This is a genomic window from Streptomyces rapamycinicus NRRL 5491 (assembly GCF_024298965.1).
In the GTDB taxonomy this organism is placed as follows: Bacteria; Actinomycetota; Actinomycetes; order Streptomycetales; family Streptomycetaceae; genus Streptomyces; species Streptomyces rapamycinicus.
Window position 1 is genome coordinate 12,210,006 of sequence record NZ_CP085193.1, and the last position, 21,376, is coordinate 12,231,381.

A 21,376-nucleotide genomic window follows, 5' to 3' on the forward strand; every position below is an offset into this window, starting at 1 on the left:
GCCGCGATCGAGGAGCTGCGAGCGAAGGCGGAGGACCGTGGATTCGCGTATTCCACGGAGGTCGCAATGCCGAACCGACGGGTGGTGCACTCCTGGCCGTACGTCGGCGGGTCCCGGGGTTGCCCGGACACGCCGAACCGAGCCATGCCGGAGCGGGCCAGCGCGGGGGATCGGTGCGCTGGGACAGGGGAATGGCGCAGCCGCTCAGTGGAGATGTGATCACACCGTGATCACGACCTTGCCGTGGACGTGGCGCCCGGCCTGCAGGGTCACGGCGTCACGGATCCGCTCGATCGGGAAGGTCGCGGCGATCGGCACGGTGATCCTGCCCGCGAGGATCGCGTCGGTGATGCGCTTCAGGGCGTCCGGACCCGCGTCGGTGCCGCCGGTCGCGCGCACGCCGCCGGGAGGGTTGGGCCCCGCGGCGATCGTGGAGATCCGTTCCGGCGGTACGCCGAGCGCGAGCGCGGTCTCGGCCGTTTCGGTGCCGAACAGGTCGGTCGCGGCGGTCACGCCGTCGGGAGCCAGTGTCCGTACCCGGTCCGCGAGCCCCGGGCCGTATGCCACGGGCTCGGCACCCAGCTGCCGCAGGAACTCGAAGGTGCTCTCCGAGGCGGTACCGATCACTCTGGCTCCGGCGTGCTTCGCGAGCTGTACGGCAAACACGCCGACGCCACCGGCGGCGCCGCCTATCAGGACGGTGTCGCCGGACCGCAGGTCGATCGCAGCCAGTGCGGCGGCGGCGGTCAGGCCGGCCACCGGAAGCGTGCTCGCCACCTCGTCGCTGATGCCCTCCGGCGTGTGAAAGACAGACTCGGACGCCTCGGCGGACGTCTTGACCACCACGAAATCGGCGGCGGCTCTGCCCAGCGCGCCTCCGTGGACGCGATCGCCCACGGCAAAGCCCGTGGCGCCGTCGCCGACCTCGTCCACGACACCGGCGAAGTCGTATCCGAAGCCGGATGGCACGGTGACGCCGAACTGCTCCGCCACTTCGGGCAGCGAGACAAGCAGCCAGTCCATGGGATTCAGCCCGACGGCCGCCACGCGGACACGCACCTCGCCCGGGCCGGCGTGCGGTTCCGAAACGTCTCGCAGTTCCAGCACCTCGGGGCCTCCGAACGCCTGGTAGATGACGGCTCGGCTCATGGATGGACCTCCAGTCGAGTAAACAACTCATGATGGGACTTGGTCCCATCACTATACACGGGTGACGGGACCAAGTGCCGTACACTGTTGTCATGGCCCGATGGCAACCCAACGCACCAGAGCGACTCGCTGTCGCCGCCCTCGAACTGTTCGAGGAGCGGGGCTACGAGAACACGACGGTGATCGAGATCGCGGAGCGCGCGGGGCTGACGAAGAGCACTTTCTTCCGACACTTCCAGGACAAGCGGGAAGTGCTCTTCGGCGGGGACACGATGGCCGGACTGCTCGCCGAGGGGATCGCCGCGGCTCCGGCAACCGCCAAGCCGTTCGAGGCGGTGGCTCATGCCCTGGACGCGGTCGGGAGGGAGGCTTTCCACCCCGCTCGGCGCGAAATGAGTGCCCGCAGGCGGGAAGTGATCGCCGCCAACCCGGAACTGCGGGAACGTGAGGCGCTGAAGGGCCTCGGTCTCACCGCATCGATGACCGACGCGCTCAAGCGGCGCGGCGTTCCCGAACTGACCTCGTGCGTGGCCGCGGAACTGGGCGCGCTCGCGTTGAAAATCGCCTACGAGCGCTGGAGCGGCACGACTGACGGCGACGACTTCGGTGACGTCGCGCGGCGAGCCCTCCGTGATGTGCAGGCAGCCGGCGCCGTGCACTGACCCTTTCCCATATTGAGTGGGCGGCGTTCTTTCCGTCGGCGGTTCTGCTTGCTGCTACGGCGGGGGCTGATCAGTTGTTGATCCTGCGTAACGGCTTGCGTCACGGTCCGCGTCCGGCGATGCCAGCTGGCCGGCGGTGGGCAATCGATAGTGGGTCGGCCTGTCCCGCTTGTCGCGGTAGCAGCCGCTGGTTGTGACCGGGAGGAGGGGGCCTCCTCCGGCGACAGATGAATCAGGCTTCTGTGATGGTTCGGCCTGGCATCGGCTCCGCGAGCGCGGCCCGCCAGGCCGGGGCGCCGAAGGGTTCGGCGAAGTACTGCGTCTCGTGCACCACGTGCTGGTCGGCGAATTCCATGATGCTCACCGAGTACGAAGGCGCACCGTCGTAGGTGATGACGCATTCGCTCACCCACAGATTGGCATGGCCGGTGATCCGCCGGACGGTGAAGTGCCGGTCGGCCGGGTGCTCGCCACGTTGCGCCGAAATCGTCGCTCGGCCCCGGAACCGCTCACCTGACTGCGGGTAGTCCAGAATCGCGTCCGTGGCGTAGATGACGTGTTCGGCTTCGGCGTTCCCGCGTTCCGAGGCCCGCCAATGCTCCTCGATCGCGGCTCTGGTCCGGGAGTCAGCATCCACGGCACCGCCCTTCCACAGCGGTGGCAGCCTGGGCACTCCGGACCACAGGCGGCCCGGCACCAGGCGGCCGTGGGCCGCCAAGTCCTTCCCTTTGGCCGGACCGGCGGACCGGCGGATCGGGGGATCGGCGGATCGGCCTCTCGGACTCCGTCCGAGGCTGTTCAGGAACTGTCCGTGCGGGTGAGGCGGGTGAGGCCATTGCGCGATTCACAGGACCTTGAGCAGGCGTTCGGCCAGGGGGATGCCGATGCGGGGTTCTGTCCGGTGTACAGGTTGCGGTCGACCACCGTGTAGGGCTTCCACTTCTCGCCCTTGGTGAAGTCGACGCCGAGTTCGATGAGTTCGGTCTCCAGTGTCCAGCGGGCCCTCTTGGCAAGGCCGACTTCCTCCTCTTCCTCGTTGGTGAAGCCGGTGACCCGGTAGCCGGCGAAGGGCGATTTCCCGTGGATCCTGGTCGCCAGCATCGCCGCCGGGGCGTGGCAGACGATGGCGAGGGGTTTGCCGGAGGGCAGGGCCGCCGTCAGCAGGCGGCCGGCGTCGGCGTCGACGCTCAGGTCTTCCATCGGTCCGTGGCCGCCGGGGAAGTAGACGGCGTCGTAGTCGTCCAGTCTGGCATCCGCGAGGTGGATCGGGCGCCGCATCACCTCCGCGGAGCGGATGATCGCCTCCAGGTCGAGTGCGATCTGCGCGCTGCCCGCCATATCGGGTCGCAGGCTCATCATGTCCACCGTCGGAACGGCTCCGCCGGGGGTGGCGACGGTGATCTCGTGGCCCGCTTCGGTGAGGGCCTTGTAGGGGGCGGCGAACTCTTCGGCCCAGTAGCCGGTCGCGTACCTGGTGCCGTCCTTGAGCGTCCAGTACGGCGTACCGGTCATCACGAAAAGTACCTTGGCCATCGCGCAACCGCCTTCCTGTTGAGGTTCGGTGCGGTTAGCGCACATATCTCCCTTAAGGCATGGTACGAGCAGGTGGCGGCCCGCCGCACCCGTGGTGGCCGTGCTGTGCGGTGTCGGTGGACACCCGGGTCGTTGTCTCTTTCTCGGCCGGGTGGCCGGAGTCGGTCAGTGGGGTCTCGAGGTTGGCGATCGTGACGCACATCCGGTGAGCAGCGGAGGGCCGAGCCGCGCGGCCGCCCCGGCCCCATGACATCGCCCTCGGGCTTCCTGGCCAGAACGGTGTCGCCTACGAGAACGATCTTCATTGCGTCTCCTTCGCTTGTGTTCGGACGGGCGGCACCGTTGCGCCGCGGTGGTTGACAGAACCCTCTCACCAGATTCAGGATCTGTCCCATCCTTATGAACAGTCGTTCCGACTACGTGAACGAACGGGAGCGTACTTCATGAACTTGGGCCGGACGCTGTTGTTCTCGCCTGGCGACCACGCACGGCGGGTGGAACGTGCCCTGGCATCGCCGGCGGCCACCGTCGTCCTCGATCTGGAGGACGGCGTCGCCGAGGGCACGGCCAAGGAGGCCGCCCGTGCCACGATCGCCCGCGCGCTGTCGAGCACGCGCCGTACCGGGCTGTTCGTGCGGGTCAACGGGACGGGCAGTCCTGAGCAGGCCGCCGACCTCGCCGCGCTCGCTCCGTCCCTCGGCCACGTCACCGGGATCGTCGTCCCCAAGGTCGAGTCCCGTGAAGAGGTGACCCGGCTCGGGAAGCGGTTGCACGAGATCGAGCGTGACCTGGGGATCAAGCCCGGCTCGCTCCTTGTCGTGCCGGTGGTCGAGACCTGCGCGGGCCTGCTCGCCGCGCCCGGTATCGCGGCCGCGCCACGGGTCGCCGCGCTGATTCTCGGCGTCCTCGACCTGGCCGCCGAGCTCGGTGTGTCGCCAGTGGCCGGCAGCGGCGGCCTGGACCACGTCCGGGTGCACCTCGCGGTGGCCGCCCGGGCGGCCGGGCTCCCGGCGCCGGCCGACGGCCCGCACCCCGATCTTGACGACGACGAGGGACTCAGACGGAGCAGCCTGGCCTCCCGGGCGCTCGGATTCGGTGGCCGCGTCGTGCTGCATCCCCGTCAGCTCGACGCGGTGGAGCGGGACTACGCACCGACTGCGGACGAGGTCCTGCGGGCGCGCCGTGTCGTCGAGGCGGCCGCGGCGGGGGCGGGCAGCCTCCGTCTGCCGGACGGGACCTTCGTCGACGCGCCGGTCATTGCCCGGGCACGTGCGGTGCTCGCCGAGGCCGGGGAGGTGACGCGTGAGCACGCTCCCGCTTGAGGACATCACGGTGGTCGGCCTGGAGCAGGCCGTGGCCGCGCCGTTGGCCACCCGCCGGCTCGCCGACCTGGGCGCCCGGATCATCAAGGTCGAACATCCAGTTGGTGGGGATTTCGCGCGTGCGTACGACGATGTCGTGGGCGGGCAGTCCAGCGTCTTCGTCTGGCTCAACCGGGGCAAGGAGTCCGTCCAGCTCGATCTGAAGAACGACGCCGACCGGGCGGCCTTGGAGGAAGTCCTGGCAGCCGCGGACGTCTTCGTCGCGAACCTGTCGCCGCGCGCCCTCGTCGACCTGGGCCTGGACTCCGAGACGCTATGCGCCCGACATCCAGGGCTGATCGTCTGCACGATCTCGGGATATGCGCCGGACGGCCCGCAGCCCGGCAAGAAGGCCTATGACGCGCTGATTCAGGCCGAGGTCGGCCTGATGGCGCTGACGGGATGGCCGGACTCGCCGGCCAAGACCGGGATTTCGGTAGCCGACATCGCCGCCGGCTCGTTCGCCTACAGCGGCGTGCTGGCCGCGCTTCGGCACCGCGACCGGACTGGCGAGGCGCTCCCGGTGCACGTGCCACTGTTCGGTGCGCTGACGGAGTGGATGGCCTACCCGCTTTACTACACCGCGCACAGCGGGCGGGCCCCGGCGCCGATGGGGACGGCACACCCCACCATCGCCCCGTACGGCGCGGTGCCGACCGCGGAGGGCCGACACGTGATGATCGCGGTACAGAACGAGAACGAGTGGCGTCGGCTCTGCACCGAGGTGCTGGACGTCCCGGAGCTGCTCGACGACCCTCGGCTGTCCAGCAACGCGCTGCGGGTGGCGCACCGCGCGACCCTCGATGAGCTGCTCGAGCGGGCGTTCCGGGCGCTGCCGGAGGCCGTGCTGGTCGAGCGGCTGGAGGCGGCGCGGATCGCGTGGGCCCGGCTCAACCACGTCGCCGATCTGGAGCACCACCCTGAGCTGGCCGTTCCTGCTCGCTGGCTCGACACGCGCACTCCAGCCGGACCCATCCGCACGCTGACACCGGTCGCGGCCCCCGGCGGCCGGGTCGCCCGCGACGGCGCGGTCCCGGCGCTGGGCCAGCACACCGCGTCGGTGCTCGCCGAGCTGGCAGCCCGACGGAAGGAGTCGGCATGACCACACACGACGGCTGGCAGGGTCGGTTCTTCGAGGACTTCGTGCCCGGCGACGTCTACCGGCACCCTTGGGCCGCACCATCACCACCACCGACAACATCTGGTTCACCCTGCTGACCCAGAACACCGCGCCGCTGCACTTCGACCATGAGTACGCCCGGCGCACCGAGTTCGGCAAGCCACTGGTCAACTCGACGCTCACGCTCGCCCTCGTTGCGGGGCAGAGCGTCACCGACGTGTCCCAGAACGTGTTCGCCAACCTCGGCTGGACCGACATCGTGCTGCCTGCCCCGGTCTTCGAGGGCGACACGATCCATTCCCGCTCCACCGTGGCGGAGGTCAGGGAGTCGCGATCGCGGCCGACCCTTGGCGTCGTCACCGTGCGGACTGCCGGGGTCAAGCAGACCGGCGAGACGGTGATCGAGTTCAGCAGGACCTTGCTGGTTTACAAGCGCGGGCACGGCCCGCGATCGGAGGACGTGGTATGACAACCGTCGCGACAACTGCCCGCAGCGACCGCACCGAGCTGCGCCGTGACCTGCGGCAGCTCATCGACACCATCTGCGCGGACTATCCGGACGCCTACTGGCGGGAGGTCGACGAAGCGCGCCACTACCCGGAGGAGTTCGTCGACGCCCTGACCGGAACCGGATGCCTCGGCGCCCTGGTGCCCGAGGAGTACGGCGGTCTGGGCATTGGCCTCGGTGACGCGTCGGTACTGCTGGAGGGGATCAACGCCAACGGCGGCAACGCCGGGCCGGTCCACGCTCAGCTCTACACGATGGGCTCGGTGCTGCGGCATGGCAGCGAGGAGCAGAAGCGGCGCTACCTTCCCGACATCGCGGCGGGGAGGGTCCGGCTGCAGGCCTTCGGTGTGACAGAGCCGACTGCGGGGACCGACACCACCCGGATCCGGACCACGGCGACGCGCACCGACGACGGGTACGTGGTCGACGGCCAGAAGGTCTTCATCTCCCGCGTCCAGCACTCCGACCTGATGCTGCTGCTCGCCCGCACCGCCCGCCGCGAGGACGTGGCGCGCAAGTCCGACGGCATGTCACTGTTCCTGATCGACCTGCGCGAGGTTGAAGGCGTCGAGCTGCGGCCGATCCGGACCATGGTCAACCACGAGACCAACGAGGTCTTCTTCAACAGCGTGCGCATCCCCGCCGACGCCCTGATCGGCGAGGAGGGCGAGGGCTTTCGCTACGTCCTGGACGGGATGAACGCCGAACGCATCCTCATCGCCTCCGAGTGCGTCGGCGACGGGCGCTGGTTCGTGCGGCGCGCCTCCCGGTACGCGACCGAGCGCGAGGTGTTCGAGCGGCCCATCGGCCGTAACCAGGGCGTGCAGTTCCCGATCGCGCAGGCCCACGTGCACATCGAGGCAGCCGATCTCATGCGCTGGAAGGCCGCGGACCTGTTCGACGCCGGGCTGCCCTGTGCGGCCGAGGCGAACATGGCGAAGCTGCTGGCGTCGAACGCCTCCTGGGAGGCCGCCGACGTCGCACTGCAGACCCACGGCGGCTATGGCATGACGGCGGAGTACGACATCGAGCGGAAGTTCCGGGAAACCCGGCTGTACCGGATCGCGCCGATCTCGTCGAACCTGATCCTCTCCTACATCGGGGAGCACGTCCTCGGCATGCCCCGGTCCTTCTGAAAGGAGCAGCATGGCCAGCACGTTCCGCGAGCTCGCGGACTGGGCCGTGGCCTTCGCGCCCACCGAGTCGGATCTGCGGCTGGCGCGGACGGCCCTGACCGACACCCTCGCCGTCACCCTCGCCGCGGAGCACGAGCCGATCGTGGAGCACACCGCGGGCCTGCCGGCCGCACTGCGCTGGACGGCGATCGGGCACACCCTCGACTTCGACGACGTCCATCTCCCCTCGACCTCCCACATCAGCGTGGTCTGCGCGAGCGCCACCCTGACCGTCGGTGGTGGCGACCGGGAGTTCCTGGCCGCAGCCGGCGTGATGGCGCGGCTCGGGACCGCGCTGGGATGGGGCCACTACCAGCGGGGCTGGCACGCGACCTGCACGGCCGGAGCGCCGGCCGCGGCGGTCGCGGCCGCGCTGGGTCTGGGGCTCGGCGCGGAGGGCGTGCTGCGGGCGATGGCACTGGCCGTCCCCGCCGCCGGTGGACTGCAACGCGCGTTCGGCACTGAGGCCAAACCGCTGCAGGTCGGCTTCGCGACCGACGCCGGGGTCCGGGCGGCGCGGCTCGCCGCCGCCGGGGCGAGCGCCGATCCCGCCGCCCTCGACCACTGGTTCGATCTGGTCGGGGCGAGCACGGGCTCGACCTCTCCGGGCCCGCGGTGCCGGACGGGCTCGCGGTCAAGCCGTTCCCGTGCTGCTACGCCCTGCAGCGCCCGATCGGGGCCACGCGACTGTTCGGCCCGGTCCCGCTCGACCAGGTCGCTTCGGTGGAGATGCTGGTCGAGGAGTCCACCCTGCAGCCGCTGGTACACCACCGCCCGCGCACTGGCGCGGAGGGCAAATTCTCGCTGCCCTACGCCGTCGCTGCGACCCTGGTCGACGGGTTCCCCACGGCAGCGAGCTTCACTGACGCGGCCGTCGCCCGGCCGGAGATCGTCGTCCTCCTCGATCGCACCGCCGTACGCACGCGGCCGGAGGGTCCGGTGTGCTCGCGGGGGACACCACGATTGAAATCGGCCTCACGGACGGTTCCACCACCCGCCGCGCTTTGCGTTTGCCGCCGGGGCATCCCGCGGCACCCCTCGCCCCGACGAACTGGTTGCGAAGATCACCGGCTGTGTGGGCCCGGAGCGCAGCAGGCAGGTCGCCACCGCCGGCTGGGCAGAGGCCGCGCGGATCCTGGCCGAGGCGTTTCCGCCCGACACCGCAGTCCCCGAATCGAGAAAGTGAGTTCCCCATGGCGGACTTCCTGGTCACCATCGACACCACCGGCGTCATCGCGCTGCCGGTCGACACCCGCGTTGACGTGATCGATCGGGAACGTGCCGCCGGCCTCGCGCTGATCGAGGCCGGCACGTTGAAGAGAATCTGGCGGCTGCCCGGCGAGAAGGGCAACGTCGGCATCTGGTCTGCCCGCGACGCCGACGAGCTGCACGACGTCCTGCAGTCGTTGCCGATCTTCCCGTACGCCAGGTTCGAGGTGCGGGCGCTGGCGACCCATCCGCTGATCTCGGGCGACTACAACTTCGCCCGAGCCTGAACGATCCGGCCGAGGTCTTGGCGCGGACGGGCACGAAACATTGACAACATCGTTCCACATTGCGGGACGCCGTTCCGAAATGTGGCCACGGAGTGACGTCGCCTCAAGGAGGAGTACAGGTGGCAACATCACGCTACGCCGGGTACCGGTCCTTCTCGTACCTGGAGCCGGGACAGGACTACGCCGAGTTCACACTGGCGGCGGAGGTGGACCGGCTGCCCCCGCACGATCTCGGGCTGACCATGGAGGAGGAGGCCCGTGCGGAACGCCTCCTGACCGAGAACATCGCCGTCTCGCTGCACGACCACCCGGTGCGTCTGCCGGAGAAGGCGGAAGCGGAGCTGTTCGCCTGGACCCGCGAGGCCCGCCTCGCCTACGGCTACGAAGGGCTGAGCCGCTCCGGGCTGGACGCCCTGTTCGACAACCTCGGCTGGGGCGCCTGCGAGTCCCGGAACGGGTGGAAGTGGGACGACGTCATCACCGACCTCGGCATGCGCCTGTGCGACTTCGCCCACCAGGACTACGTGACACGCGCGGAGTCGGTCGACGACATCCGGCGCGCACACGCCGAGGACAGGCTCGCCGTCGTCGCGGGGCTGGAGGGGGCGGCGCTGATCGAGAACGAGGTCGACCGGCTCGACGTGCTCTACGGCCTCGGCATCCGACAGATGGGCATCGCCTACAGTGACGCGAACTCCCTCGGCAGCGGGCTGCGCGAGAAGAGCGACGGCGGCCTGACCGCCTTTGGCAGGCGCGCGGTGCGGCGGATGAACCAGCTCGGCATCGCGATCGATCTGTCGCACGCCGGGGACCTCACCGCGCTCGACGTGATCGAGGCGAGCGAAAAGCCCGTCCTGATCACCCACGCCGGTGCCCGGGGGCTCTGGGACACCCCGCGGATGAAGCCCGACGAGGTCATCCGGGCCTGTGCCGAGTCCGGCGGCATGATCGGGATCGAGGCGGCCCCGCACACGACGGTCAGCCCGGACCACCGCCGGCACACCATCGAGTCGGTCATGGACCACTTCCGGTACTGCGTCGACCTGGTCGGAATCAAGCACGTCGGGTTCGGTCCGGACACCTTCTTCGGCGACCACATGGGCCTGCACCACGCGATGAGCGAGAAGCTCGGTGTCGCCGACGCCATCACCTCCGGCCCGCGGTTCGAGCCGGTCGAACACGTGGCCGGGCTGGAGAATCCCGGCGAGTGCTTCCGCAACATCACCCGCTGGCTGGTCAAGCACGGCTACTCCGACGCGGAGATCGCTGCCGTGATCGGCGGAAATGCCCTGCGGGTCCTCGACAAGATCTGGTAATACCGCACGCCCGCACTGCACCGAAACCCGGGGCGGCGAAACCCGTGGCACCGAAACCCGGGGCGGCGAAACCCGGGGCGCTCACTCCTGCCCACATCGGAGTTCTCATGCAGAAGAAAATCCTCGGCGCGGCCATGGTCGGACACATCGTCGAGTCCTTCGACTTCGTCATCTACGGCTACTCGGCGACGATTATCGCCAAGCACTTCTTCCCCACCGGAGACCCCACGCTGGCCATCCTGTCCACATTGGCCGTCTACAGCATCGCATTCGTGGTGCGCCCACTCGGCGGGGCCGTGTTCGGCAGCATGGGCGACCGTCTCGGCCGCCGCACCGCGCTGTCCACCGTCGTGCTGATCATGGCGGTCTCGACCGCCGCCATCGGCGTGCTGCCCACTTACGCGGTCGTGGGCATTGCCGCGCCGTTGCTCCTGCTGCTCTGCCGGCTCGCCCAGGGGCTCTCCATGGGCGCCGAGTACACCAGCGCGGCCTCCTATGTGATGGAACAGGCACCCCCGGGCCGACGCGCCCTCTGCACCAGCGCCGTCGGCAGCGCGACCTTCATCGGCGCCGCCCTCGCGGCGTTCACGCTGCTCGCCCTGCGGCTGTCCTCCGCCCCGGCGTACGCGGACTGGACCTGGCGGCTGCCCTTCCTGCTTGGTGGCGTGATGGCGCTGATCGGCCTCTACATGCGCCTGCGTCTGGAGGAGACGAAGACCTTCCGAGCCATCGAGGACCGCGGCGAGACGACGTCCACCCCGGTCCGGGACTCCTTCCGCGACTGGCGGGTCTTCCTCCTGCTGCTCATGATCTTCTCGCTGCTCGCCGTGGTCGCCCAGAACTTTCTCGGCTACCTGCCCACCTACCTCACGACCACCGGCGGCCTCCCCGCGGTGACGACGCTCGTCGCCAGCGGCATCGCCCTCGTGCTGTGCGCCGGGCTGTCCATCCTGACGGGCGCGCTCGCCGACCGGCTCGGCCGCAAGCCGCTACTGATCGCCGGCATCGTCGTCGCGGTGCTGGGCTCGGTTCCGGCCTACGTGATCGCGGCAGGCGGATCACTGTTCACCACCGTCGTCGCGGAGATCCTGCTGGTCATCCCGGCCGCGCTGGTCGGCATGACGGCGACGGTCGTGGCGGTGGAGCTGGTTCCGCCGCAGATCCGCGCGACCAGCACCGCACTGACCTACAACATCGCCTACGCCGTGCTCGGGGCACGGCGCCGCTGGTCGGCACGCTGCTCACAGCCCGGTTCGGCAGGCTCGCACCGGGTGCCTACATCACCGTTCTGGCCGCGCTCGCGCTCGTCGTGGTGATCGTCGCGCTGCCTGAGACCCGCAACCGCTCGGTGACCGTGACCCGGCCCCGCGACGACGACGCCGAGCCCGTCTCCGACGTGCTCTCGAGCACATGACCCCGTCCCTTGAGGAGGAAGAACCCATGCCGACCACGGTGAAGGAGCGGATCGCCGCCGAGTTCGGGCGCCACGAGCCCGAGGTTGTCGCGCTGTCGCACCGCATCGGCGAGCACCCGGAACTCGCCTTCGAGGAGCACAAGACCACCGCGGAGATCATCGACCTGCTGCGCGCCCACGGCGGGTTCGCGATCGAGGAGGGCGTCGCCGGGCTGGACACGGCGTTCACCGCCACGGTGGGCAGCGGCTCCCTCGCAGTAGGCCTGTGCGCCGAACTTGACGCGCTCCCCGGCATCGGACACGGCTGCGGGCACAACGTGATCGCGGCGAGCGCGATCGGTGCCGCCCTCGCCCTGGCCCCGGTGGCCGACGAGCTCGGCCTGACAGTGCGGCTCCTCGGCACACCCGCCGAGGAGCGCGGGGCCGGCAAGACGATCCTGCTGCGGAAGGGGGCCTTCGACGGGCTGCACGCCGCCTTGATGGTGCACCCGACGCTCAAGGACATGGCCACCCCGCACATCCGGGCCCTCGGGCACTGGTCGCTGGAGTACCACGGCCGCACCGGCCACGCCTCGCGTCCGTTCGACGCGCTCAACGCGGCCGATGCGGTCACCGTCGCCCAGGTCGCGATCGGGCTGCTGCGCCAGCAGCTCAGGGACTCCGACCGTGTCCACACGGTGATCAAGGAAGCCGGGACCGCGGTCAACGTCATCCCCGGGCATGCCGTCGTCGAGGTCATGATCCGCTCCGACACACTCACCGAGGTTGAGGCCCTGTGGGCGCGGGTGCGGAACTGCTTCGAGGCCGGCGCGCTCGCCGCCGGGGTGCGGTTGACGGTCGGGGAGCCGCTGATATGGCTCAACGGCTTCCGCCACGACACGGACTTGGCGGAGCTCTTCCGGAACAACGCCGAGGCGCTGGGCCGGACCTTCCCGGACTACCCCGACCGCTCCCTCGGCTCGACCGACATGTCCGAGGTGTCGGTGCACATGCCGGCGATCCATCCGGTGCTCTCATTCGACCGCCCGGCCGAGGAGGGCAACCACACCGCCGCGTTCGCCCGCGCCGCCCGCGGGCCGGAGGGCGACCGCGCGATCCACGACGGCGGGCTCGCTCTGGCCTGGACGACCGCCGACGCCGCGCAGGACGAGCGCCTCCGGCACCGGCTCACCCACACCGGCCCCTTCAGTTGGGCCGGCTCGACAGAAGAAGAAGGAGAACGATGAGGGCAGCGCGAATCACCGCGTTCGGCGGACCGGAGGTCTTCGAGGTCACCGACGTACCCGCCCCCGAACCGGCGCCGGGCGAGGTGCTGGTGCGGCTACACGCCGCCGGGCTGAACCGGGCCGACATCATCGTCAGAGAGGGCAGGTTCCCAGAGGCACCGCAGCCACCGATGATCCTCGGGGTCGAGGGGGCCGGCGAGATCGCCGTCGTCGGCGAGGGGGTCACCGGGTTCGCCCCAGGCGACCGGGTCGCGATCAACCCGATGAAGGTCTGCGACAAGTGCGAACACTGCCGGAGCGGCCGGGACAGCGAGTGTCCCCGCCTGCAGATCGTCGGGGAGCACTTCGACGGAGCCTACGCGGAGTACATCGCGCTACCCGCCCGCAACGTCGTCCCGGCCCCCGCCGGGCTGGGGTACGACCAGCTCGCCGCCGGCATCGTCGCCTACATGACGGCCTGGCACATGCTGAAGACCCGCGGTCAGCTCCAGCCCGGCGAGACCGTGCTCGTCGTCGGCGCGGGCAGCGGCGTCGCGAGCGCCGCGGTGCAGGTCGCGAAGGCGCTGGGCGCCACGGTGATCGCCACGACCAGCACCGAGCGCAAGACGGAGCAGGTCCGCGCGCTCGGCGCCGACGAGGTGATCAACTACCGGGCGGAGCCGAACTTCCACGAATCGGTGCGCAAGCTGACCGGCGGACTGGGCGTCGACGTGGTGCACGAGACCGTTGGGCGCGCAACGGTGCAGAAGTCCGTCCTGTCCGCGCGACACGGTGGCCGGCTGGTCGGCATGGGTTCGCACACCGGCAAGACCGCCGAACTGGACCTCTGGAGCCTCTACCGGCGCGAGATCACCTTCATCGGCTGCCACACCTCGAACCGCGCCGAGATCGCCGAGTTCCTGCCGCTGCTGGCCGACGGCTCGCTCAGCCCCGTCGTCGACTCGGTCTTCCCGCTGGCCGCCGCGGCCGAGGCCCAGGCCCGGCTCGACGCACCCGACCGCTTCGGCAAGGTCGTGCTCTCGATCGACTGAGGCCCGCGTCCCCACCGCCGTATCCCGCTCCCAACGGGTACTTCCCAGGTCTCAGAACTGTCCGCGACACCGTCGACGTCGGCGGCCGCCTCCGATACCGCACAGGACCAGCGGGAATGACCGCGGGGCGGTGCTTGGAGGCGCGGGGCGGCGCGGGGCGGGCTGATGCCGGGACTGAAGAGCCCAGACCCTGCTAGCCTGTCCCACGGTGCGGAACGCCCGTTCATGCCTGACGGCGTTCCTTTGCGTTGGAGAGCGGGAGTCGGCGATGGGACAGCTGGAAACGAGCAAGGGCATCAGCAGCGTCCTGAGCACCTTGCAGGTACTGGAGGTCGTCGCGCAGCGCCAGCCGATCGGGGTGTCCGAATTGGCGCGCGCCACCAGCATGCCGAAAAGCAGCGTCCACCGGTGCCTGGTCACCCTCCGAGAGGCGGGGTGGCTGAGGATCGTGGACCCGAACCGGGTGCTCTGGGGAGTGACCAGCAAACCCCTCGACATCGGACTCAGCAGCTCCGGGGAGCAAAGCCTGCGCGATGTCGCGCACCCGCATCTTGAGGCCCTGCGCGACTCCACCAACGAGACCGTCCACCTCGTCATCCGGGACGGCACCTCACTTACGATCATCATGCGGGAGGACAGCCGGCAGGCCGTGCGGACGTACGTCGAGATCGGCACCCGAGCCCCGCTACACGCCACCTCGTGTGGCCTGGCCGTGCTCGCGAAGCTCGGCGACGACGAGATCAACGGCCTGCTGGCCTCCGGTCTCGACCGCTACACCGACACCACACCCACCTCGCTGGAGCGGGTCCGGGAGGAGATCGAGCGGACCCGCGCCCGGGGGTTCTCGACCAACGACGAGTCCTGGTGGCGGCCGGGGGTCAGCGCCATCGGCGCCGCCATCATGAACTCGGCCGGGCGTCCGGTGGCCGCGCTCGCCGTATCGGTGCCGTCCAGCCGTTTCGAGCGCGACAAGATCGCGTCCTACGGCGAGTGCGCGGTGAAGACGGCGGCGGCGATCTCGGAGTCGCTGGCGGACCGCTGATCCCACAGCCCTCGAAGCGATCGCGACGCTGTCCGGTTCCCCTTTCTTGCCCCATTCGCGGGTGGCCAGGGTGTTGACCGTGGCTGGGTCGATGTTGGGGTCGGCGTCGAAGCCGAACGCCCGCAGGCTGTTGTCGCGGGGATGGAGGCGGTCTTGATCCGGTCAACCCCGCGGTCTGACCGTCCGCCTCCCATGATCGGCGGTGATCCGGCACGGGCGGCCTCGCCGCAGGAACCTGCCCTGTCAGGGCCTTCGGGCTTGCGGGCCAGGAGGCAGGCGTGCGGTCTCTTCACCCGTCCGCCGGGCTCCTGCTCCAGCCTCGCGGTGACGACGAGTCCGGCCTGCTCCAGCAGGCCGACCATGCGGTCCAGAGGCAGGAGGTACGACTCGTAGGACACCGGACGGCCATAGCCCTGGGTCGGCTGCAGCCGTTCATCGCCGACATAGTCTCCCCAGAGCAGACAGCCGCCGGGCGCGAGTGTGCGGTGGAACTCGGCGAACACCGCCGGCAGCCACTGCGGGGGCGTGTGGTGGGTGGAATACCAGGCCAGGATGCCACCGAGCTCGTCGTCCCTCATCTCCAGCGCGGTCATCGAGCCCTCGGTGAACCGCAGGTCCGGATAGGCGTGCCGAGCCAGCCCGATCATCTCCGGCGACAGATCGACGCCGAAGGCGGACACCCCCAGCCCGGCCAGGTGCGCCGTTATGCGGCCGGGGCCGCACCCCAGGTCCGCGACCGGCCCCGGACCGGCCGTCCGCACGAGTTCGGCGAACCCCGCCAGCATCGCGCGAGACAGCGGGTCCAACTCGGCGGGAGGCGGGACGCGTTCGACGTAGTCGGCGGCGACCGTGTCGTACGACTCCCGGACAGCGGTCAGAAAGGAGGGCGTAGCCATACGGGCGACCCTAGACCGGGCAACTGACAGGCCGTGGCGCGACCTTGTTGACCTGCCTGACATCCACCGCCGCGGACAGCCGACCATCACACCGACCCGGCTGACCTATGCGGTCACAGCACCCCGATGAATTTCGCAGGCGAAAACCCGGCGACGTCGGCGATCATCCCCGGGATACTGGTCGCTCATGGATGAGGTCAAAGTCGTCGTCGCCCATTCCGAGCGCGCGACTCTGCGCGTCGGCGACGTGTTCCTGAAGGTGGACGCCGATCAGGCGCGCATCGATGTCGAGGTCGAGGCGATGTCCCTCGCGCCGGTCCCGACCCCGGAGGTCCTGTGGCGCAGGCCGTCCGTGCTCGCGATCGCCGCACTCCCGGGGACGACGCTTGGGCGTCTCGGCGGGCCGTCGACCGGGTCGCCGGCGGCGTGGGCCGCGGCGGGCGCCGCCATCCGAAAGCTGCACGACGCGCCGCTGCCGCCCCTGCCGGGCCGGGCCGGCCGGGACATCGTCGCGCTGGCGGCGGAACTCGACGGCGAGTGCGAGTTGCTCGTGACGAACGGTGTCCTGCCCGCCGACCTGGTCACCCGCAACCGCCAGATCGCCGAGGCCGCGCTCCGGCCGTGGACTCCGGCGTTCACGCACGGCGACCTGCAGATCGCGCACGTCTTCGTCGACGGCGACGAGGTCACCGGCATCATCGACTGGTCCGAGGCGGGCCAGGGTGACGCCCTGTACGACCTCGCCACCTTCACGCTCGGACACGAGGAGCACCTCGACGACGTCATCGCCGGCTATGGCACCGACATCGACCTCGACGTGATCCACGCGTGGTGGTCGTTGCGAAGCCTGCTGGCGGTTCGCTGGCTGATCGAGCACGGCTTCGACCCCTTCGCGCCGGGCTGTGAGGTCGACGTGCTGAGATCCCGCATGTGAGGCCGCGCGGGCCCGACTGACGGAGCCGTGCCCGGTGCCGTGCCGGGCGAGGTGCGGGGTGATCTGGAGCAACAGCTCGTGCAGGTGCTGCCGGACCCCGGCCTCGTTCCAGTTTCGCAGCCGCCGCCAGCAGGTCATCCCCTGCGCGGCCGGGCAGGCCTGAGCGGCGTCAGTCGCCGCCGGCGATGAAGTCGGCTATCGCGGCAGCGACGGCTTCGGGCTGCTCATCGGGGATGAAGTGCCCGGCGCCGGGCACGGTGACTCCGCTGGTGTTGTCGGCCCACGGGCTGATGGAGGCCGCCATGTCCGGGATGGAGCCGTGGCTGCTGGAGATTCCGAGAATGGGCACGGTCAGGTGCTGCCGGCTGAGCGCCTGGTGGTTCTTGCGCGCCGACTCGGCGGCGTCTCGGTAGTAGGCGAGGGAGGCGCGGAGGCCGCCGTCGGCGGCGAGGGCCGCTGCGTAGTGGTCGAGGTCGGCGTCGTCGAATGTGCCGGGAGCGAGGGCCTTCACCTTCAGGAACCAGCCGACGTACTCCCGTTCGCGGCCGGCGAGCAGGGTCTCGGGCAGGTCGGGCACGAGGTGGAACGCGAAATGCCAGGTCTTCCACGCCCGGGCCGGGTCGGTGGGAATCGTTTCCGGGAGGGTGATGCCGGGGATTCCCGCGTCGAGCAGGGCGACCCCGCGCAGTTGGCTTTCGTAGTTGAGGGCGAGGGAGAAGGCGACCCAGGCGCCGATGTCGTGGGCGGCCAGCCAGTAGGCCGGCACTCCGAGTGCCTTTACGGCGGCGTGGACGTGGGCGGCGACCGTGTGGGTGTCGTAGCTGCGCTCCGGGCGCTCGGAGTGGCCCTGGCCCGGCAGGTCGATCGCGATGACGCGGAACCGGCCGGCGAGGCTGGGCATGACCTTTCGCCAGGCCCGCCAGGTTTGCGGGAACCCGGCGAGCAGGACGACAGCCGGGCCGGCCGGCTGGCCGCCTTCGACGCCATGAAGGCGGATGCCGTCTGCGTCGACCCAGCGGTGGGTGAATCCGGCCAGGTCGTGCAGGGGCAGGTCGCGGACGGGGTTGCTTTCGGAGACGGTCATGGGATCCTCCATCGGTGTTGGGGTGTGGTGGCCCGGCGGTTCGCCCGAGGGCCAGGCCCGCGAGGGTGATGCAGACGACGAGGGCGGCCAGCGTGGTGCTCGAAATCCGGGTCCCGGCGGCCTGGACCGCACAGCGCGTCCGTGACGCCCCGGTCGTGAGCAGCGTGCCGGCGACTCCTAATACGTAGGCGATGAAGACGACGGCGGCGGCCGGGGTTGCCTGGTGCGCCTGCCGCGCTGTCTCAATGTGCGAGGGACGCCCGGTCATGATCACGTCTGAAGGCTAACATATCTTGAACCGATCAGTTCAAGATAGAATGATGGGCAGCATCCGGAACACCGACACACCGGCAAGGAAGTGCCACGTGGCAGGCAAGAAGCAGTTCGACATGGACACGGCGCTCGACGCCGCGATGATCCAGTTCTGGCGCGCCGGCTACGCCGACACCTCAGTCGACGACTTGTCCCGGGCAACCGGCCTGAACCGCAGCTCGATCTACTCCTCGCTCGGCGACAAGGACACGCTGTTCCTTCGCTGCCTGGATCGCTACGCCGCGCGCTACGGCGACAAGTACGACGCCGCCCTGTCGTGTGCAGCCCCTGAGCCCCTAGCGGCTGTCCGCGCGTTCTTCGACGTCACCCTCGAGCGCATCGCCGATCCCGAACTGCCCGACGGATGCCTGATTGCCCAGTCGGTCATGGCGATTCCGGTGCTGAGCCCGGCCGTCGCGGCGCACGCCAGGCAGACGCTCGGCTTCCAGCACCTGCGCCTGCGCGCCGCTCTGAAGGCCGGCCGACTGACCGACCAGGACGCCGAGGCCTTCGCCGTACACGCGGCGGCCGTGAACCAGTCCCTCGCCGTCATGAGCAGAGCCGGGGCGAGCCCGGCGCAGCTCCTCGCCATAGTGGACGTGACCGTTGACGCGCTCTCGCAGGCGTTGCGCGCGCGCAACTAGGCCGTTTTAAGAGGTGCCTGCGGGGCCCTGTGTTACGGGATGGCGTCAGTGTGAGGGTGCAGCCCATGGCGTGATGTCTCCGTAAGTATTTTCCCGTTGTCTCCTGTGTGATCGTCCTGTCGTGGACGCCATGAGCTGAGACGTGCCCGCGTTCACCATGTCCCGCGTACTGCCCGCCATCAGTACCACTGGAACGTCCAGACCGAGCCGTCGACGAGGGCAGCCGCATACGCATCGAATTCGCCGAGCTCCATGATTTCCGGTCGCCCGGCGCGGTCATGGCCGTAGTGGGTCACCTTCTCGTCGGGGTGGGTGACGGCCAACCGAACGGGAACCGCCGCAGACGGCCTGCCTGACACGCGGCATCCGGAAGCTCTCGGTGCGGAGAGAAGCGGGCGGCCGCGCCGTGGCCGATACGACCCGCCCCGTGTGGCTGCTCCGACTGGCTCTGTCCACGCGAAGGACAGCACTTGGTCACCGGTCCGGGAGGCGCCCGGTGCCGTGAGGCATTCGAACCGAGCCGGTGATATCGACGCCCGGAGTCACAGGCCGAAGGCACCGCCTTCGACGAGGATGAGCAGGCCGATGGCGATCAGGACCAGGGGCAGCAGGACGTGGCCCCAGCGGGCAAGTGCCTCAGCGATGACGGGTCGGGTGGCGAAGAACCTGCCCGCGAAGCACCACACGGCCACCAGCACCAGGAATACCGCGGCGTAAACACTCATCCCACCGACACCGACACCGGCGGTGGCGAAGACGGGCACATAGACGCCGATGTTGTCGCCGCCGTTGGCGAAGGTGACCGCGGCGACCTCCAGCGGGCTCGGGCCGCCCTCCTTGGCCTGTTCCTCGTCCTCGTCCCCGCCCCGGCGCGGTGGTCCTTCCATGCCTGCCAGGCGGCCTTGAGACCCAGGGCGAGCGGCAGCAGGCCGAGGTACGGGATGGCGGACTCGGGCAGGAACGTGGCGCCGAACGCGGCGGCCACCGCCACGGCGAGGATCGCGGCGAAACCCAGGTACTGGCCCAGCACGATGCGGCGAGTGCATCCGGGATGGCCGGAGCCCTGGGCGAAGAACAGCGCCAGGATCAGGATGTCGTCGATGTTGGTGACGGTGAACAGGCCGGATGCCTGCCCGATGATGCCCAGGCCCACAAGTAGCTGCTCTCCTTCGACGCGGGTGTCCCGGTGACGCTACCCGGAGCCCGTACCACAGCGATCGCGGGGCCAGGGTTCGGTGCTGACCATTCTCGGGTTCCCCTCCGACTACTACTGGACGTCGGACTGGAAGTGGCCCGCGAAGCCGCACAAGATCGGAACCTGACCTGGCCGAACGAAGCGCCCCGCACAGAGAGAAGGCGGGGCCGCGCGCGAATGGGTCCTCATCGCGCGCCAGGAGGTCCCCGGCCGACCGTGACCAGCGGCCCGCTGGTAGCGGGGGACAGCGGTCATACCGGCGTCCGGGGACCGCTTCTGGGTGTCGGCGTGCGGCGTCCGACGCGGTGAGCGGCGCGTCCGGTGGCGCCCCCTGAGCGGCGTTCCCGCTCCACGGGGGGTAGCCGGACTCGGGCGTCCAGACCGCCGCTCGCAGTGGCGGCGTTGAGGGTGATCTGGCCACCGGAGGCGTGGACCAGGTGGCGGACGATGGGCAGGCCGAGGCCGGTGCCGTCGTGGTGGGAGTCGGAGGCGCGCCAGAAGCGGTCGAAGGCGCGCTCCCGGTCGGCCGGTGGCATGCCGGGGCCCTGGTCGATGACGTGGAGTTCGGCGCCTGGCGCTCGATAGAGGGTGATGGTCGTGCCGGGCGGGGAGACGCGCAGCGCGTTTGCGATCAGATTGTCGATGATCTGCTCCAGCGCCCCGGGTATCGCCCATACCCGGCCGGCCCCCGGTCCGGTGACGGCCACAGTGACGTGCTGTTCACAGGCGAGCGATTCCCACGTGGCGGCCCGGTCGGCGAGGACCGCGTCCAAGTCGACCGGCTCGGGGGTGGTAGCGGTGTTCTCCAGGCGGGCGAGGGCGAGGAGCCCGTGGACCATGCGGCTGAGCCGTTCGACTTCCTCGATGGTCTCCTCGAGGCTGGCGTGGGCGCGTAGGTCGAGGTAGGGCTCGAAGTTCTCCAGCCGTAGCCGCAACGAGGCCAGCGGGGTTTTGAGCTGGTGGGATGCCTCGGAGGCGAATCCGTGCTGGGCTTGGAGCAGGTGCTGCAGGCGGGTGGCGGTGTGGTTGAACGAGGCGGCCAGCCGGCGTAGTTCGGGCGGACCGGTGGCGGCGTCGGGCGGGTTGTCCAGGTGTCCGTCGGCGAGCTGGGTGGTGGCACGTTCCAGGGTGCGCAGAGGGCGGGTGATCCAGCGGGCCAAGGCGAACGCCACGAGGGCCACGGCGGCCAGGACACACGTTCCGGCGACGACCAGAGCGAGCCAGATATGGCGCTCCCGGTCGGTGACCATCGTCATCGGGTATGTCACCTGGAGCGCG

General features: G+C 70.0%; 21 protein-coding genes and 3 pseudogenes. 15 read left to right on the forward strand and 9 right to left on the reverse strand.

The window, feature by feature from the left end:
• Positions 1–219: 219 nt before the first annotated feature.
• Entirely contained in the window at positions 220–1,149 is a 930-nt protein-coding gene (locus LIV37_RS50380; protein ID WP_020874767.1) for an NADP-dependent oxidoreductase, read from the reverse strand.
• A gap of 92 nt (positions 1,150–1,241) precedes the next feature.
• Here LIV37_RS50380 and LIV37_RS50385 point away from each other — a divergent pair, with 92 nt between their 5' ends.
• Complete coding sequence (locus LIV37_RS50385; protein ID WP_020874768.1) at positions 1,242–1,811, forward strand: TetR/AcrR family transcriptional regulator; 570 nt, start codon at positions 1,242–1,244, stop codon at positions 1,809–1,811.
• A 232-nt stretch (positions 1,812–2,043) separates the two neighbouring features.
• Here LIV37_RS50385 and LIV37_RS50390 read toward each other — a convergent pair whose 3' ends face one another.
• Both LIV37_RS50390 and LIV37_RS50395 read right to left on the reverse strand, forming a co-directional pair.
• Positions 2,044–2,529 carry a nuclear transport factor 2-like protein gene (locus tag LIV37_RS50390; RefSeq protein WP_020874769.1) on the reverse strand — a complete coding sequence of 162 codons (486 nt, stop codon included), beginning with the start codon at positions 2,527–2,529 and terminating at the stop codon, positions 2,044–2,046.
• Between the two features lie 80 nt (positions 2,530–2,609).
• The gene (locus LIV37_RS50395) at positions 2,610–3,344 is read right to left on the reverse strand and encodes a type 1 glutamine amidotransferase domain-containing protein (protein ID WP_254807198.1); all 735 of its coding nucleotides are present in this window, start codon (positions 3,342–3,344) and stop codon (positions 2,610–2,612) included.
• 443 nt (positions 3,345–3,787) lie between these two features.
• On the opposite strand from LIV37_RS50395, the gene LIV37_RS50400 reads away from it, so the two are divergent.
• From LIV37_RS50400 to LIV37_RS50450, 12 genes and pseudogenes are all read left to right on the forward strand, one after another.
• Entirely contained in the window at positions 3,788–4,666 is an 879-nt protein-coding gene (locus LIV37_RS50400) for an HpcH/HpaI aldolase/citrate lyase family protein (protein WP_020874771.1), read from the forward strand.
• Positions 4,647–5,807, forward strand: a complete 1,161-nt coding sequence (locus LIV37_RS50405; protein WP_020874772.1) for a CaiB/BaiF CoA transferase family protein — start codon at positions 4,647–4,649, stop codon at positions 5,805–5,807. Before LIV37_RS50400 ends, LIV37_RS50405 begins: the two co-directional genes overlap by 20 nt.
• Positions 5,808–5,874: 67 nt before the next feature.
• Positions 5,875–6,294: a MaoC family dehydratase gene (locus LIV37_RS50410; protein ID WP_254807199.1), complete on the forward strand. Its 420-nt coding sequence runs from the start codon at positions 5,875–5,877 to the stop codon at positions 6,292–6,294.
• Positions 6,291–7,469 (forward strand): acyl-CoA dehydrogenase family protein, encoded by a 1,179-nt coding sequence (locus LIV37_RS50415; RefSeq protein ID WP_020874774.1) that lies wholly within the window; start codon positions 6,291–6,293, stop codon positions 7,467–7,469. Before LIV37_RS50410 ends, LIV37_RS50415 begins: the two co-directional genes overlap by 4 nt.
• A 10-nt stretch (positions 7,470–7,479) precedes the next feature.
• Positions 7,480–8,058, forward strand: a pseudogene (locus LIV37_RS52915) (MmgE/PrpD family protein); the annotation flags it as partial.
• Positions 8,059–8,123: 65 nt separating this feature from the next.
• Positions 8,124–8,774 carry an MmgE/PrpD family protein gene (locus LIV37_RS52920; RefSeq protein ID WP_420834397.1) on the forward strand — a complete coding sequence of 217 codons (651 nt, stop codon included), beginning with the start codon at positions 8,124–8,126 and terminating at the stop codon, positions 8,772–8,774.
• Positions 8,702–9,004 (forward strand): muconolactone Delta-isomerase, encoded by a 303-nt coding sequence (locus LIV37_RS50425; protein ID WP_020874776.1) that lies wholly within the window; start codon positions 8,702–8,704, stop codon positions 9,002–9,004. Before LIV37_RS52920 ends, LIV37_RS50425 begins: the two co-directional genes overlap by 73 nt.
• A 119-nt stretch (positions 9,005–9,123) precedes the next feature.
• Entirely contained in the window at positions 9,124–10,320 is a 1,197-nt protein-coding gene (locus LIV37_RS50430) for a dipeptidase (protein WP_020874777.1), read from the forward strand.
• Positions 10,321–10,427: 107 nt separating this feature from the next.
• Positions 10,428–11,636: an MFS transporter gene (locus tag LIV37_RS50435; protein ID WP_254807201.1), complete on the forward strand. Its 1,209-nt coding sequence runs from the start codon at positions 10,428–10,430 to the stop codon at positions 11,634–11,636.
• A 124-nt stretch (positions 11,637–11,760) separates the two neighbouring features.
• Complete coding sequence (locus tag LIV37_RS50440; protein ID WP_020874779.1) at positions 11,761–12,960, forward strand: amidohydrolase; 1,200 nt, start codon at positions 11,761–11,763, stop codon at positions 12,958–12,960.
• A complete protein-coding gene (locus LIV37_RS50445; protein WP_020874780.1) occupies positions 12,957–13,991 on the forward strand; it encodes a zinc-binding dehydrogenase in 1,035 nt (344 codons plus the stop codon). The genes LIV37_RS50440 and LIV37_RS50445 overlap by 4 nt, the downstream gene beginning before the upstream one ends.
• Before the next feature lie 268 nt (positions 13,992–14,259).
• Positions 14,260–15,033 carry an IclR family transcriptional regulator gene (locus LIV37_RS50450; protein ID WP_020874781.1) on the forward strand — a complete coding sequence of 258 codons (774 nt, stop codon included), beginning with the start codon at positions 14,260–14,262 and terminating at the stop codon, positions 15,031–15,033.
• A 248-nt stretch (positions 15,034–15,281) separates the two neighbouring features.
• Here LIV37_RS50450 and LIV37_RS50460 read toward each other — a convergent pair.
• Positions 15,282–15,929 (reverse strand): annotated as a pseudogene (locus LIV37_RS50460) (class I SAM-dependent methyltransferase); the annotation flags it as partial.
• Positions 15,930–16,116: 187 nt separating this feature from the next.
• On the opposite strand from LIV37_RS50460, the gene LIV37_RS50465 reads away from it, so the two are divergent.
• Positions 16,117–16,863, forward strand: coding sequence for a phosphotransferase family protein (locus LIV37_RS50465; RefSeq protein ID WP_020874783.1), 747 nt, complete (start codon positions 16,117–16,119; stop codon positions 16,861–16,863).
• A gap of 169 nt (positions 16,864–17,032) precedes the next feature.
• Here the strand turns inward: LIV37_RS50465 and LIV37_RS50470 are convergent, their stop codons facing one another.
• On the reverse strand, positions 17,033–17,959 hold the full coding sequence (locus LIV37_RS50470; RefSeq protein ID WP_121826413.1) for an alpha/beta fold hydrolase: 927 nt from the start codon (positions 17,957–17,959) through the stop codon (positions 17,033–17,035).
• Between the two features lie 353 nt (positions 17,960–18,312).
• Between LIV37_RS50470 and LIV37_RS50475 the strand changes: the two genes are divergently transcribed.
• Complete coding sequence (locus tag LIV37_RS50475; protein ID WP_020874785.1) at positions 18,313–18,903, forward strand: TetR/AcrR family transcriptional regulator; 591 nt, start codon at positions 18,313–18,315, stop codon at positions 18,901–18,903.
• A 179-nt stretch (positions 18,904–19,082) separates the two neighbouring features.
• Here the strand turns inward: LIV37_RS50475 and LIV37_RS50480 are convergent, their stop codons facing one another.
• The 4 genes and pseudogenes from LIV37_RS50480 to LIV37_RS50495 form a co-directional block, all read right to left on the reverse strand.
• Positions 19,083–19,226 carry a hypothetical protein gene (locus LIV37_RS50480; RefSeq protein ID WP_020874786.1) on the reverse strand — a complete coding sequence of 48 codons (144 nt, stop codon included), beginning with the start codon at positions 19,224–19,226 and terminating at the stop codon, positions 19,083–19,085.
• A gap of 219 nt (positions 19,227–19,445) precedes the next feature.
• A complete protein-coding gene (locus LIV37_RS53090; RefSeq protein ID WP_254807202.1) occupies positions 19,446–19,790 on the reverse strand; it encodes a cadmium resistance transporter in 345 nt (114 codons plus the stop codon).
• A 62-nt stretch (positions 19,791–19,852) separates the two neighbouring features.
• A pseudogene (locus LIV37_RS53095) lies at positions 19,853–20,056 on the reverse strand (cadmium resistance transporter); the annotation flags it as partial.
• 293 nt (positions 20,057–20,349) lie between these two features.
• A complete protein-coding gene (locus LIV37_RS50495) occupies positions 20,350–21,354 on the reverse strand; it encodes a sensor histidine kinase (protein WP_338119187.1) in 1,005 nt (334 codons plus the stop codon).
• Between the last annotated feature and the right edge of the window lie 22 nt (positions 21,355–21,376).

What these genes read in the sequence shown, in the direction of transcription:
- LIV37_RS50495 (WP_338119187.1), bottom strand. Translation starts at nt 21,354, where the DNA reads ATGACGATGGTCACCGACCGGGAGCGCCATATCTGGCTCGCTCTGGTC.
- LIV37_RS50465 (WP_020874783.1), top strand. Translation starts at nt 16,117, where the DNA reads ATGGATGAGGTCAAAGTCGTCGTCGCCCATTCCGAGCGCGCGACTCTG.
- LIV37_RS50415 (WP_020874774.1), top strand. Translation starts at nt 6,291, where the DNA reads ATGACAACCGTCGCGACAACTGCCCGCAGCGACCGCACCGAGCTGCGC.
- LIV37_RS50400 (WP_020874771.1), top strand. Translation starts at nt 3,788, where the DNA reads ATGAACTTGGGCCGGACGCTGTTGTTCTCGCCTGGCGACCACGCACGG.
- LIV37_RS50385 (WP_020874768.1), top strand. Translation starts at nt 1,242, where the DNA reads ATGGCCCGATGGCAACCCAACGCACCAGAGCGACTCGCTGTCGCCGCC.
- LIV37_RS50445 (WP_020874780.1), top strand. Translation starts at nt 12,957, where the DNA reads ATGAGGGCAGCGCGAATCACCGCGTTCGGCGGACCGGAGGTCTTCGAG.
- LIV37_RS50395 (WP_254807198.1), bottom strand. Translation starts at nt 3,344, where the DNA reads ATGGCCAAGGTACTTTTCGTGATGACCGGTACGCCGTACTGGACGCTC.
- LIV37_RS50470 (WP_121826413.1), bottom strand. Translation starts at nt 17,959, where the DNA reads ATGGAGGATCCCATGACCGTCTCCGAAAGCAACCCCGTCCGCGACCTG.
- LIV37_RS50450 (WP_020874781.1), top strand. Translation starts at nt 14,260, where the DNA reads ATGGGACAGCTGGAAACGAGCAAGGGCATCAGCAGCGTCCTGAGCACC.
- LIV37_RS50380 (WP_020874767.1), bottom strand. Translation starts at nt 1,149, where the DNA reads ATGAGCCGAGCCGTCATCTACCAGGCGTTCGGAGGCCCCGAGGTGCTG.
- LIV37_RS50425 (WP_020874776.1), top strand. Translation starts at nt 8,702, where the DNA reads ATGGCGGACTTCCTGGTCACCATCGACACCACCGGCGTCATCGCGCTG.
- LIV37_RS50435 (WP_254807201.1), top strand. Translation starts at nt 10,428, where the DNA reads ATGCAGAAGAAAATCCTCGGCGCGGCCATGGTCGGACACATCGTCGAG.
- LIV37_RS50440 (WP_020874779.1), top strand. Translation starts at nt 11,761, where the DNA reads ATGCCGACCACGGTGAAGGAGCGGATCGCCGCCGAGTTCGGGCGCCAC.
- LIV37_RS53090 (WP_254807202.1), bottom strand. Translation starts at nt 19,790, where the DNA reads ATGGAAGGACCACCGCGCCGGGGCGGGGACGAGGACGAGGAACAGGCC.